Origin of the sequence: Rhodococcus sp. NPDC127593 (genome assembly GCF_042671975.1) — a bacterium.
Taxonomy (GTDB): domain Bacteria; phylum Actinomycetota; class Actinomycetes; order Mycobacteriales; family Mycobacteriaceae; genus Rhodococcus_F.
Genome location: NZ_JBHXWI010000118.1, coordinates 1 through 12790, shown reverse-complemented (window position 1 = coordinate 12790; position 12790 = coordinate 1). Strand labels below are relative to the sequence as shown.

Annotated in this window: 12 protein-coding genes; 4 read left to right on the top strand and 8 right to left on the bottom strand. The window is 66.1% G+C overall.

Annotated elements, in window-relative coordinates; translation table 11 throughout:
* The first annotated feature begins 321 nt into the window (after window positions 1–321).
* A complete protein-coding gene (locus ACFVJ3_RS48035; RefSeq protein WP_378458789.1) occupies window positions 322–1914 on the top strand; it encodes an HD domain-containing phosphohydrolase in 1593 nt (530 codons plus the stop codon).
* A 38-nt stretch (window positions 1915–1952) separates the two neighbouring features.
* On the opposite strand, the gene ACFVJ3_RS48030 is transcribed toward ACFVJ3_RS48035, so the two are convergent.
* Entirely contained in the window at window positions 1953–3767 is a 1815-nt protein-coding gene (locus tag ACFVJ3_RS48030) for an ATP-binding cassette domain-containing protein (RefSeq protein ID WP_378458788.1), read from the bottom strand.
* A 101-nt stretch (window positions 3768–3868) separates the two neighbouring features.
* On the opposite strand from ACFVJ3_RS48030, the gene ACFVJ3_RS48025 reads away from it, so the two are divergent.
* The gene (locus ACFVJ3_RS48025) at window positions 3869–4993 is read left to right on the top strand and encodes a serine hydrolase domain-containing protein (protein WP_378458787.1); all 1125 of its coding nucleotides are present in this window, start codon (window positions 3869–3871) and stop codon (window positions 4991–4993) included.
* 78 nt (window positions 4994–5071) lie between these two features.
* On the opposite strand, the gene ACFVJ3_RS48020 is transcribed toward ACFVJ3_RS48025, so the two are convergent.
* Window positions 5072–5338 carry a hypothetical protein gene (locus ACFVJ3_RS48020; RefSeq protein ID WP_378458786.1) on the bottom strand — a complete coding sequence of 89 codons (267 nt, stop codon included), beginning with the start codon at window positions 5336–5338 and terminating at the stop codon, window positions 5072–5074.
* 787 nt (window positions 5339–6125) lie between these two features.
* On the opposite strand from ACFVJ3_RS48020, the gene ACFVJ3_RS48015 reads away from it, so the two are divergent.
* Window positions 6126–6473, top strand: coding sequence for a hypothetical protein (locus ACFVJ3_RS48015; RefSeq protein ID WP_378458785.1), 348 nt, complete (start codon window positions 6126–6128; stop codon window positions 6471–6473).
* Between the two features lie 272 nt (window positions 6474–6745).
* On the opposite strand, the gene ACFVJ3_RS48010 is transcribed toward ACFVJ3_RS48015, so the two are convergent.
* From ACFVJ3_RS48010 to ACFVJ3_RS47990, 5 genes are read right to left on the bottom strand one after another with little or no spacing between them, the layout of a single operon-like run.
* Window positions 6746–7402 (bottom strand): NAD(P)-dependent oxidoreductase, encoded by a 657-nt coding sequence (locus ACFVJ3_RS48010; RefSeq protein WP_378458784.1) that lies wholly within the window; start codon window positions 7400–7402, stop codon window positions 6746–6748.
* Window positions 7399–8208 carry an MBL fold metallo-hydrolase gene (locus tag ACFVJ3_RS48005; protein ID WP_378458783.1) on the bottom strand — a complete coding sequence of 270 codons (810 nt, stop codon included), beginning with the start codon at window positions 8206–8208 and terminating at the stop codon, window positions 7399–7401. The genes ACFVJ3_RS48010 and ACFVJ3_RS48005 overlap by 4 nt, the downstream gene beginning before the upstream one ends.
* Entirely contained in the window at window positions 8208–9764 is a 1557-nt protein-coding gene (locus ACFVJ3_RS48000) for a zinc-binding dehydrogenase (RefSeq protein WP_378458782.1), read from the bottom strand. The genes ACFVJ3_RS48005 and ACFVJ3_RS48000 overlap by 1 nt, the downstream gene beginning before the upstream one ends.
* A gap of 25 nt (window positions 9765–9789) precedes the next feature.
* Window positions 9790–10350, bottom strand: coding sequence for an ester cyclase (locus ACFVJ3_RS47995; protein WP_378458781.1), 561 nt, complete (start codon window positions 10348–10350; stop codon window positions 9790–9792).
* A gap of 24 nt (window positions 10351–10374) precedes the next feature.
* Window positions 10375–11436, bottom strand: a complete 1062-nt coding sequence (locus ACFVJ3_RS47990) for a hypothetical protein (RefSeq protein ID WP_378458780.1) — start codon at window positions 11434–11436, stop codon at window positions 10375–10377.
* Between the two features lie 131 nt (window positions 11437–11567).
* Between ACFVJ3_RS47990 and ACFVJ3_RS47985 the strand changes: the two genes are divergently transcribed.
* Entirely contained in the window at window positions 11568–12263 is a 696-nt protein-coding gene (locus ACFVJ3_RS47985) for a TetR/AcrR family transcriptional regulator C-terminal domain-containing protein (protein ID WP_378458779.1), read from the top strand.
* Window positions 12264–12480: 217 nt separating this feature from the next.
* On the opposite strand, the gene ACFVJ3_RS47980 is transcribed toward ACFVJ3_RS47985, so the two are convergent.
* A partial coding sequence (locus tag ACFVJ3_RS47980; protein WP_378458778.1) for a DUF2252 family protein occupies window positions 12481–12790 on the bottom strand: 310 nt, incomplete at its 5' end.

The window sequence follows — 12790 nt, the reverse complement described above, 5'->3', positions numbered from 1 at the left end:
GAGCTCAGGCTCAAGGGAAAGTCGGCGTCGGCAGGCGACCCGACCCCATTTTCGCGCCTGCGAGGCGTCCCCGGGAGGGATAGGTGGCTAATAGGGGGGCGCATGTTGCCTGTCTGCGCGGGGTGTGCTGCCTGCGTGACTGCGAGTGAAGTTGTGGGTCGGAAGCTGTGTCCGGCGGCCTCCTTGCTGTGGTTCGGCGTATCTGGTAGGTCACAATTGTGTGTTGACCTGCGAACTTTCGCATGGGTCGTTTGGCGTATGTGGGTACCTGTCTCTCGGGTTGCTTCCAGATCGGGTCGTGTTCAGGTGGACAATGGGAAGATGCACCCGCACGGGACGCTGCCCGGCTCGGGAAAAGGCCTGAGCAGGGCCGAACTGCTGGCCGCGGTCTCTTTGGCGATCGACCTCGGTCTGGGTCAACCGATGGAACACATGCTTCGGTCGTCCCTGATCGCGACGCGGATCGCCGAGCGGATGGGACTCGACCCGCAACAGCGAGCGACCGTGTACTACGCCAATCTGGTCGGGTGGATCGGTTGTCACGCCGACTCCCACGAACTCTCGGCGCTCTTCGGCGACGACATTGCCTTCCGCGCCGACACCTACGCGGTGGACATGAGCGGCCTGCCGTTTCTGCGGCTGATGACGAGTCACGTGGGACGCGGATTGCCGGGTTGGGAGCGCGGCATCCGTGCGGCTGTCTTCCTGGTCGCGGCTCGCGGCCAGGTCGCCACACTGATCCATTCGCACTGCAGTTCCGCCGGGGTTCTTTCCGATCGGATGGGCTTGGACGGGCAGGTCGGAAAGGCGCTGGCCTACGTCTTCGAGCGCTGGGACGGCCGGGGGTTGCCCAACGGTTCTCGCGGAGAGGGTATCCCGGTCGAGATCCACATCGCTCACGTGGCCGACGTCGTCGAGGTGCACCTGCGGACGGGTGGGCTCGAGCACGCGAAAGGCGTTCTCCGTTCCCGTCGCGGCAGTCAATTCAGCCCGGCCGTGGCGGACGTGTTCGAACGTGACGCGGCGGCGATCGTGGACGGGTTGCTCGAAATGGACGTCTGGATCGCGGCCTTGGCCCAGGCACCGGATCGTGACCGAACCCTGAAGGCCGACGAGAGCGACGAGTTACTCGGGGCCATGGCCGATTTCGTCGATCTCAAATCCCCGTTCACCCTCGGGCATTCGCGTGGCGTCGCGAATCTGGTGGCCGGGGCAGCCCGACACGTGGGCATGTCGCCGACGGACATCACGCATCTCTACCGTGCCGGCCTCGTGCACAGCCTCGGCAAAATGGGAGTTTCCAACCAGATCTGGGAGAAGAAGGGGCCACTCACCACGGCTGAATGGGAACGGGTGCGGATGTATCCGGATCTGACCGGCCGGATACTGAGCCGAGTCAACGGCTTGGAGTCGGTGGTGTCCGTCGCGATGAAGCACCGGGAACGGATCGACGGGTCCGGCTTTCCCCGGGGGATCGCCGGCGCGGAGTTGACCGCGCAGGACAGGCTGCTTGCCGCGGCGGAGGCTTATCAGGGACTGCTCGAGCCGCGGCCACACCGGCCGGCGCTCGATGCTCGCGGCGCTGCCGATCGGTTGCGAGAGGAGGCGCGTGCCGGACGCCTCGACGCCGAGTCGGTGGCGGCCGTGCTGGCGGCGGCAGGGCAGCGGCTGTCGCGGCGGACGCCCTGGCCGGCCGGGCTGACCGACCGCGAGGTCGAGATCCTGCGACTCGTCGCGCAGGGCCGGTCGAACCGAGAGATCGCCGCCGAACTGTTCATCGCCGAGAAAACGGCACGCAACCACGTCGAACGTGTCTACGCCAAGCTCGGTGTAAACAACCGCACACAGGCCAGTCTCGCCGCGATCGACCGGGGTCTGGTAGGCTTCCCGGTCAATGCGGTCGTGGGGAAGTGAAGCATCCCCCATCTGGCGGGACCGGCTGTGCGGGGCCGTCATCGCCGGGATGCGCCGGGCCGGGACCGCCGGTCCAGTACCCACACCGTGGCCAGCGTGAGAACGACGGCAAACGCGGCGAGCGCGATGAGACTGGCGCCGGTGCCTCCGTGGAAGGTGTCGCCGTAGGCGGACATGGCCGGCAGCGTGGCGCTGTACCGGTCGAGATCCAGGTCGCGACCCAATGCTTCGAATGCGTGGCGGTTGGATAGGCCGAGGCTCATCAGGCGTCCCGGAACAGCCATCTCGTCGACGGGGACGATGGCGCCACCGAACAGAACCTGAGGGAAGCAGAGCATCGGCAGGGCGAGGGCGGCCTGCGCGGCGTTGGAGACCGCGGCCGAGGCGAGCAGACCGAGGGCCAGTGCCGAGGTCGCCTCGATCACAATCGTCACGAACAGGAAGGCGGACACGTCCCATCCGACGGCGGGGAGCCGACCGAGCGCCCGCAGCACACCGAGCAGCAGCGCGCTCACTCCAGCCAGCACCGGAAGCAGGGCTGTCACCTTCGATGCCACGTAGGCGCCCACACTGAGCCCGGCCAGGCGCTCCTGCCGGAAGACGGCCATCTCCCCGACGATCTGGAGCAGGCCGTACGTAAGGCCGAAGAAGAAGCCTGCGAATGCGATCCAGAACACGATCTGGGCCGGGCCCAGATCGGCTGCGCTACGCGGGTCGAACGCGCCGCGCTGGAACAGCGTCGCCATCATCGCCGTCACCAGAACCGGTGAGCCGAGCAGGACCGCCAGGGTCAGCCGGTTGCGAAGGAGAACATCGACATTGCGTCGTGTGAGTAGCCACCATTGCCGCACCATGCCCGTGCGTTTGACGTCTGAACGGGTGGCCGGGACGGGCGGTAGAGCCGAGCCGGGCCGGGTGTCCGACGTCCCACCGCTGTCCGCGAATCGCTCCGCCCAGATCTCGGGGGTGTGCTCGCGAGCCAGCCGGTCGTACACCTCGGCGAGATCCTCCACACCGAAGTAGTGCCGAGCCTCGGTGGGGCTGCCGGTGAAGGCCAGGTGGCCGTCGCGAGCCAGAAATATTACCCGGTCACACCGGTCGATGCCGGCGGGCTCATGCGTCGTGAGGACGACTGTGACCCCGCGCCGGCTGAGTCGGCGCAGCAGGCGCATCACGTCCGCTGCGGTCGACGGGTCGAGCCCGGAGGTGGGTTCGTCGAGGAAGAAGAGGTCTGGCCGGGTCAGGAGCTCCACGGCGATACTGGCCCGCTTGCGCTGGCCACCGGACAGCGCACGGACCGGCACCTCGGCCCGATCAGCCAGGTCGAGGTCCTGCATGGTCTCCTCGACTACCCGGTCCGCTTCGGCCGCCGATGTGCCCGCGGGCAGCCGGAGCCGCGCTGCGTAACGCAGCGTGCGGCGCAGAGGCATCTCGAGGTGGATGATGTCGTCCTGGGGCACGTAGCCGATACGGGAATCGGCGCTGACTCGGGCACCGCGAACGACGCCGTCGTGCCGAACCTCGCCGGAAGACGGTGGTTGCAGTCCCGCGAGGATTTCCAGCAATGTGCTCTTTCCTGCTCCACTGCCGCCGGCAATGGCGACCAGTTCGCCTGGTTCGACCGACAGTGACAGCTCCTGGAGGATCTGCCGCGCCCCGACGTGGCGGCTCACGTTGAGTGCATCGACCCGCCCGCCGCCCGCCGCTTCGGGTGCGTGATCCGAAAGGCGCGTGCCGAGCCGATCGACGGTCGGTGGTTCGAATGTCAGTTCGTTCATGATTGGTGATCTCCTTGGTTCCTGAACTCGCTTTGTCATGCTCTGATCATCGATCGGCCGGTTCGGTGGTCGCATGAGGCGTTTGCCTCAAATCGGGCGCCCGAAAACCGCTCCAAGGCGGAGCCGATGAGGCAAGCTTCGGGCAGATCGATGTTGCAGGCATGGATTGGGGAGAGGTGGCACAGACATTCTCGGGACGGCGAATCGTCGCAGTCTTGGCGATCTCGATGACGGGACTGGTGGGATGCGGTGAGTCGGCAGTACAACCAGCCGTGCCCGATGCACAGCTCACCGAAACGATTCCGAGGGCGATGGAGCACGCCTCGATTCCCGGGGCCATCGTCGGTGTCTGGCAGGACGGCGCCGCGCCCTACGTCCAGGCGTTCGGGGTACGCGACACGGCCACCGGCGAACCCATGGCGCCCGACCTGTTCACGCGCATCGGCAGCGTCACCAAGACCTTCACCACCACCGCCGTGCTGCAACTGGTCGATCAGGGAAAGGTCGGCCTCGACGATCCGATCGACAGGTATGTGCCCGACGTTCCCAACGGAGACACGATCACCATCCGCCAGTTGGCGGCCATGCGCAGTGGGCTTCCCGATTATTCGGACGTGGTGATTCCGGCGCTCCCGAGTCAGCCGCAGCGCCAATGGACGCCCCAGGAACTGCTCGAGATAAGTTTCAGCCGTCCGCCGCTGTTCGCGCCGGGCACCGGGTTCGACTACTGCAACACCAATACCGCGCTCCTGGGCCTCGTGGTCGAGAAGGTTTCCGGCAAGCCGCTGAACGCCTACATCGACGAGTACATCGTGCGACCCGAGAATCTCGGCCACACCTCGGTCCCGACCGATGCGGCCTTTCCGTCACCGCACGCGCAGGGATACACGAAAACACTCGACGGCGAGACGGTGGACGCGACCGACTGGAACCCGTCGTGGGGGTTCGGCGCGGGAAACATGATTTCGACGCTCGACGATCTGCGTGTGTGGGCGCGCGACTTGGCCACAGGAACGTTGCTCTCGCCGGCCACTCAGCGCGAACGGGAGCAGTTTCAGCTGGCACCGTCGGAAGGTGCGGGTTCGCTGTACGGACTAGGGGTCGAGTACCAGAACGGCTGGATCGGCCACAACGGAAACATCGCGGGCTACCAGACCTACGCCTATTACCTTCCTCCCGAGGGTAAGACGGTTGTGATGCTGGTCAATTCGAACGTCGACGCGCTGGGCGTGTGGAACTTCTTCGCTGAGATCGTGAAGATCATCAGCCCCGACCATCCCTGGCCGGCGCCTCCGTCGTAAAGGCAGGGCGAAAAGTCTTGTGGGGGTAGGGCTCTCCGGCGGGTGGTGGCCGGCGTTGGCGCCGATGAGCTCCTGGCTTCAACCGGCTGACGTCAGCAATCCGACGATTGCAATCGCAAGTGCCGAGGCGGCACCACAGATTGTCCAGGCCTGCACAGCGGTCCGGCGCCAGTGGGGATTGCGGATCCGGGCGGTCGGCGCGGGGGCCACGCGTGGTCCACCGACACGTGACGGTTCGCGGACGTGTTCGTGACGGTGCGACATCGCATCCGCGGCGATCGCTGCGCTGAGAGAGGCGATCACGACGATCAACGTGACGGCTATGACCACAACGGTCCAGGGCATCTTCGTACCGAGCCTTTACGATTCCTGGGATGTCGACGGAATGCGGTCGACGTCGACCTGTTGTCGGTCGACGTCAGCCGTTGACATCGAACGGAACGCCGCCGCGCGGGCGGCGTTGGTCTTCATCGAGTCTCTTGTGTTCGCTGGGCGGCTACTGGTGGGGGCGTGCGTCATGGAGAAGGTCGGAGCATCACAGCTGCCGCGACAAGGCCGGCGAATGTCGCGGCGACGATCGCGGCGGTGGCGCACAGTGAGTTGGTGACCATCCAGGCGGGCATGGCTACGGATAGTGAGGCAACGGCACCGATGACTGGCTGTGTGAGGTGTTCTGTACCGCCGGGTATCCGCTGCTTCATGGGTAGCGAGGGATGCATTCCATGCTCCTTTCGCAAGGGGATAGATGCAGGCGGTGACCATATCGGGTCCGATGGACTGGGGCCGCCTGTGAGGTTTGTCTGTCTCCTCCGGTAACGATTAAGAGTGATTTGGATCACAATTTAGTTGCAGGCCTTGTTTGTACCGCATTCCTGTCGCGAGCGCCACTGGGCAACCGTCCATGTTCGGAAGACCTCGAACCTGTGCGGTGTGACTCGCGGTAACCGACATCGGCCGCGAGCGTCGGATCGACTCACAGCGGCGTGCGCCGGGTGGCAGGTGGGCGTCGAGGCCGCTATGGCGATCGAGACGACAACCGACTCGGATGAGCGCTCGGCGAAAGGCTCGGACATCGACAACGGGACTTTAGACCCTATTCGCAAGTGCTTTCGCCGAGCTTACGATTCAGCGCGTGACACTCGGCTCCCTGTCCTTGGCCCTTCTACGTGTGAACTACCGACTGGCGCGGCTTCCGCTGCAACTGATCGAAGACGTGGCGGTGTCGCGGCTCGACGAACAGGAGCCGATTCGGCTCGCCTACGAGCAGATACTGATCGACTGCGACCGCGCCGCGGCGTACCTGCTCGACGACGAGAATGCGGCCAGGCGGGCGGCCGATCTGGAGCGGCGGACCGCGTCGGTGCGACTGCTGATTGCCCGTGAACATCACCGCGTCCAGCGTCGTGGTGTGATCTTGCTCGATGAGCAGCGTGAGCGGTTTCATCAACGCCGCCAGCAGGACGCGGGTCCGCCGACATGACGTGTGCCGTTTTCGCCGTTACGGTGGTGCGCGGTCAGCACAATCGACCGGTGAGTCGACGGGCCCAGGTGGGGCGTAGCGAAGTTTCGCGCATCATCAGGGCGCGCCGACTGCGCCGTTTGACGTGCAATCATCCAAAGTTACCGAAATATGACAACTTTCCGGATTCGGCGGGGCCGCTGATGCCGTGTGTGATGAGTGCGGCCCGGGGTGATGTGGATGCGCAAGCACCGCGGAAGTCGCTTGGTGGCAGAGGAAGCGTCATCGATCAGCTAGGACACGGTGCCGGGGGCGGAGACGAGGAGTCGTTTTCCGCGGGTGCCGTCGTCTTCGGCGGCGTCGAGCATGGCTGCGGCGACGGTGGCGCGGGAGATCTTGGGCAGGCCCGACACCTTCGTGACCGTCGACATGGGTCGGACGGTGGCGTGGGGGTTGAGTGGTCCGTCGTCGAGGATGACCGGAAGTATGCGGGTGACATCGAGTTGGGTGTTCGGCAACGCGGTTTCGGAGATTTGTTTGTCTCGGTTTGCGGAGGCGACCATCGTCTTGTAGGCGAGCCGGGCCAGGGGTGAGGCGGTTCGCGCGGAGTTACCGACGCCGTAAGCCGACAGCAGTACCAGCCGGTCGACGTGGGCGTCGCGCATGGCGGTAGTGACGAGCGGCAGGTTGTCCTGCATCACCGTGACGCCGAAGATGCCGGCGAGTCCGCCCTTCGGGCCGAGCGCGCACAGGACGGCGTCGGCGCCGGACAGTGCCGACACGAGCGCATCGTGATCGTCGAGGTGGCCGCCCGCGATGGTGAGTCCGGGCCGCGGGTTCAGGGCGGCGGGGCGGCGGCAGTAGGCCACGACGTGGTGGCCGCGGTCGATTGCTTGGTCGATGAGCTGGCGTCCGGTTCCACCGGTGGCTCCGATCAGTACGAGTTTCATCGGGAAGGGTCCTGTCGGTTGCGTTGCTGGGCTTCGCGCAACAGGGATGGGTCGTGGGCGTTGACGAGCAGCAGGTCGGGTTCGGCCGCGGCCCACAGTTCGGTGAGCCGCTGATGGTTGTCTTGGACTTTGGCCCAGTCGTGGGCGATGAGGCGTTCCATCGCGAGTAGCGCTTTGGGCGCCTTGGCGGTGCCGTCGATCTGACCGTGGTGATAGAAGGAGTCGCCGACGTGCAGAATCCACCTCTCGCCCGCGTCGACCGCGACGGCGGCGTGGCCGCGGCTGTGGCCGGGCAGGTCGATCATGACGATGCCGGGAGCGATGTCGGTGAGTTCCTGGGCGCCGGGGAAGCCTCGCCAGGTCTCCGACGTGGAAGGGGTGTGTTCGACGAGCCTGGGGTGGTGGTCTCGCTCGCCGGAGAGGTACCGCTGCTTTTCCGTCAGGCCTCGGGGGTGCAGCGCCGCGAACGCTTCGGCGGCGGTCAGGTGAATCCGTGCCCATGGGAAGTCGGCCAGGCCACCGACGTGATCGGCGTCGAAGTGGGTGAGCACGATATGCCGAACGTCCTTGGGATCGAACCCGAGGCGTGCGATCTGGCGGATGGCGGTCTCGTCGGGATCGTAGGTGGGCCGAACGTAGAATCTGGCCGGGCCGAACCGGTTCGCCCGGTCGTGGGGATCGCGCAGACCCAGGCCGGAGTCGACCAGCACGAGGCCGGCGCTGGTCTCGAGGAGCAGGACATGACACACCAGACCCGGCGTCCCGGGCGGCCGCATCGTGCCGCAGTTGAGGTGGTGAACCCGCATCAGCGGGCCGCGAGCATTGCGGGGTCGATGACCTGAACCGGGTGGGTGCCGTCCCAGTTCCTGGCGGCCAGTTCGACGTAATCGAAGAGCTGCGCCTTGGCGCCGCCGAGGTCCGAGATCTCGATGCAGGTACCGGGGTGGTGTTCGGTCTGCAGGTACGCGAAGCGTCCGGTGGGGCCGCCGAGTTGTCCTTCCTGGCCGACGGTGAATCCTGCGGCGAGCGCCCGGTCGTACAGGTCCTGGTAGTCGGTCGACCAGTAGGCGAAGTGCTGCAGGCCTTCCTGGCCGGCGTCGAGGAAGTCCCGGTACATCGACGGTTCGTCGTTGACGGGGGTGATGATCTCGATCTGGATGTTGCCGCTGTTGGCGACCGCGACGTCCATTGCCATCCCGGAGGGCCGGCCTCGGAAGGTGAAGTTTTCGGGTTGCACGTTGCGCAGCAGGAACCACGGCCCGATGCCGCACTTGACGAAACCCTCGATGGAGGCGTCGATGTCGTGGACGACGTAGCCGAGTTGAGTGATGCTGCCGAAGAAATTGGCGATGGGTGCCCGGTCGGCAGGCTCATCGGCGGGGCGGTCGGCGAAAGACATCAGGATCTTGCCCAGCGCGTCGTTGGAGCGCAGTCGCTCGGCGGCGTCGATTGCCCGCTCGAACGGGAAGATCTTGTCGATGCGGGGGCGGATCCTGCCCTCGGCGAGGGCGGGGAGGACGGCGGCGTGTAGTGCGCCGCAGACTTCGCCGAGTTCGTCGGGGGTGCGCACACTGAAGGTGGTGCCGATCAGCCGCTGCCGCCGGAACGCCAGTTGGTCGAGGTCGAGGCTGGTGCCGGGGCCGGCGAGGCGGCCGATGTTGACGATGACACCGCCGACCCGGGTAGCGGCCGGGAGTTGGGCGAAGAGTTCACCCCCGATGTGGTCGAGGGTGACGTCGACACCCTGACCGTCGGTCGCGGCGAGGACGGCGGCGGCCAGGTCTTCGGTGGTGGTGACGATCGTGACGTCGGCGCCGGCGTCGATCATCGCCGGCTGCTTGTCGGCGCTGGTGGTGGTCGCGATGACGGTGCCCGCGCCGAGCGCCTTGGCCAGCGCAATAGCGATGAGGCCGATGGACGTGGTGCCCCCGACGATCAGAACCCGGTCACCGGAGGTGAATCCGGCTTGAACGAGGGCGTCGTTCTCGGTCGCCAAGGCGACGGGCAGGGTGGCGGCTTCCTCGAACGACATGTCCTCGGGGATCGGCAGGACCATGCGCGGGTCGCACAGTGCGTAGTCCGCGAACGCGCCCATGGTGACGTCCATGACCCGGGTGCCGACCGGGTACTGCGGGGCCAGGGGGCTCGAGGTCTCCACGACGCCGGCGAGCTCCATGCCTGCGGGGTAGACGTCGCCGGGTTTGAGGTTCGGGCTGTAGGTGCCTTCCAGCATGTAGAGGTCGGCCCGGTTGAGGGCCGCGGCGATGACCCGCACGCGCAGGGCGCCGAGTTTCATGGCAGGTATCTCGGTGTCGTCCTTGGCAACCCAGTCCGATTCGAGGCCGCCGATGAGTGCACGCATGATGGTTCTCCTTGCCGAGCGAGGGTCAGTGGGTCAGGTCCGGGGCGGTGGTGTCGAGCAGTCGGGGATCGGGTTCGCTGCCGGCCATGGCCAGCAACCCGACGACGGCGCGGCCGAGGGTGAGCAGGTCGCGCGGATTTTTCTTGTCGAGGCTGCCGAGCAGTTGCGAGAGGATCGTGAGCTGGTCGAAGTAGATCCGTTCGGTGACGAGGTTTTCGGTCTCGTCGAAGATGAAGTAGGCGGTCATCCGGGTGCGATGCCGGCCTCCGGTCGGCGGGATCTTGCCGAGCGGACCGAGATGAGTTCCCATGAGCCAGAATTCGACGATCACAGCATCGGCACTGTGGCGCAGGGCGATGATCTCGTGGTCCTGGTCGGGGAAGGCGACTCGGGTGTCGTGGTAGTACCCGCGAACGGGGCCGTCGCCGTCGTGGACGGTCATGCCGGCGATGAGTTCGTAATGCGGGTGTGGGAACGTGTCGAGGACGTCGTCCCAGTCCTGGCGGACTTCGTCTTGAAAGTGGTCGAGCACGAGCTTCTCCCGTGCCCGCAGGACGTCCTCGGTGGGGATGGTGTGGCGCGACATTGCGGTCTCCTCGGGGTGCGGCGCTCAGGACTGGTGGGTGATGGCGTGGTGGCTGAAGGTGGGCCGGGTGCCCGGGTTGGTCCACATCGGCGTCAGCTCGCTGGAAGGGAAGAACTGCAGGAACCGTGAGTCGGTTTGGCTGTGGTCGGCGATCGTCTTCTCGAGAACGACCGAGTTGTATTGGTCGGCAGTGGTTTCGATCGTGTTCGCATTGAGCACGACTTCCTGTTGCCAGGACGACGACCATCGGGCCAGGCCGGGCAGCGTGGAGTGTTCCGGTGTGAGGCATTCGGCGGCGATGACGTTTTCACTGCTCACCCAGATTCCGGTCGATGTGTTGAGTGCCAGGCTCTGGTTGCCGAACACGTGCCCGGGTGTCTTGATCACGGCAATGCCAGGGCCGAGAAGGACGGAGCCGTCGATCGGCAGGAACACCTCGACGGGGATGTCGCGGTACGTCTGTGGTTGATACCACGGGGTTGGCAGCGGATGAAGGTCTGACATCCCGATCAGCTCGTCCCGCTGGACGATCACCTTCGCGTTCGGGAACACCGCGTCCGGCTGCTCACCCAAGTCCGGCTGGTAGGCCGTCGTCCCGACCCAGCGGCGCAGGTCCTGGGTGTGGAGGTGGTCGAACACGATGAAGTCGACATCGGCCGGAGCAATGCCCAGGGCCGCGAGGTGGCTCGAGACGCTGCCGTGCTCGGTGACCATTCGCTTGGCGAGCGGCGACGGTGTGCGGCGGACGAGTTCGGCGAAATATGGCGTGTTACGCCCCAGATCCACATCGCTCGGCTCGAAGAGCAGCACCCGCTGCCTGCCGTCGCTTTCGTTCCACCGGATCACCAGCATCCGGTTGGTGATGGAGAGGAAAGGTGCGATGGCCCGCGATGCCCGGAACAGTCCGAATCGCGTCGGGTACGGCAGGGTGACGAGGTCGCACGTGTCGATCCGCTGCGGCATCCCGGTCGCGGCGAACTCCCGGCGGAAGTGTGCACCGCTCGACCGGGCGGCGCGCAGCCGGTCACCCGGCCCGCCCGCGCTCTCGCGTTCGAGCACGTCGATGCCGTCTCCGACACTGCTCAAGTCGGACAGATCCTCGGCCGTCCACCGCAACACCATGACGGGTCCCTTCTCTCAGGCTAAAACCACACTGTGGATTTATCTATTAATCCACGGTGTGGATTACCGTGTCAAGGCATGCGAGGATGGACGTCATGACAGACGCGGTACAGACGAGCACGCGCCGTGGCCGCCCGCCCGCCGGACAGTCCGTTCTATCCCGCGACGCGATCCTGGAGGCGGCGATGTCCGTCATCGACGACGACGGCGTCGAGACGCTGAGCATGCGCACCGTCGCACGTCGGCTCGGGGTCGACCCCAAGAGCCTGTACAACCATGTCGCGAACAAGGACGCTCTGCTCGACGGAATCGCCGAGCTCATCTTGTCCCGCATGATGGTTCCGGAACCTCTCGGCAGTCTTCGGGAAGACATCACCGCGATCGCGTGGTCGTTCCGGGACGCCGCTCTGGCCGGGCACCCCCGCGCGGCACGACTCGTGCTGACGCGCCCGGTGGAATCACTGATGACCCTTGCGCCCCTCGAGGCGGCGCTCGCCACGTTCATCCGGGCGGGAGCCTCACCGGACTTCGCGGTTCACGGGCTGCGCACCACACTGGCGTTCATCACGGGCACGCTGCTGCGCGAGGTGGAAACCGCGTTGACCTTCGCCCAGAGCGATCCGGCCAAGGCGACGGCACGGCAGCAGGCACTCGAATCCGTCGAACTGCCCAGCGTGCACGCGGCCGCAACGTACCTCGCCACCTGCGACCACGAGCAGGAATTCGAATTCGGCCTCACACTCCTCGCCGACGCTTTCGAGCGTCGAGTGTGCACGGATCGGCGAGGCTGACCGTGATCGGTGTGTGGGCGACTGCGACCACAGAATTGGGTCGATGCTTTCATCGCGCGTGCGTGGCGTCGGCGGACCACCCTCGGGGTGTGTGGGCATGCTGGGTCGGCTGCGAGGCGCCCGAACTTCGGGTCAACCTTCGCTGTGGTGTCTTGTCCCCATTTAATCCAGTGCGAGACCGCCGGACCGGTTGCCTTGGTGATTTTTGGGGCGCGGCTCACAGGTTGGGTTGTGCCTGGATGGTTCCGGCGGCGACGGCGGCGGCGAGTGCGGTGTGATCGTGTTCGTTCTGGTCGGCGTAGGTGTCGGCGAAGTCGGCGAGTGCGTTGTCGAACTTGGTGGAGTTGCCGAGGTACGCGGAGATGGCGACGCGGTCGCCGGAGCGGGCATGTGCGCGGGCGAGGGTCCAGCCGCAGAGCTGGGCGTAGAGCTGCATGCTCCGGGGGCGCATCGTGTCGATGTCGGCGGACATCTTCCAGTCCCGGAGCTGGCGGAGGTAGTAGTCCTCGTCCCGGCCGCCGGTGGGC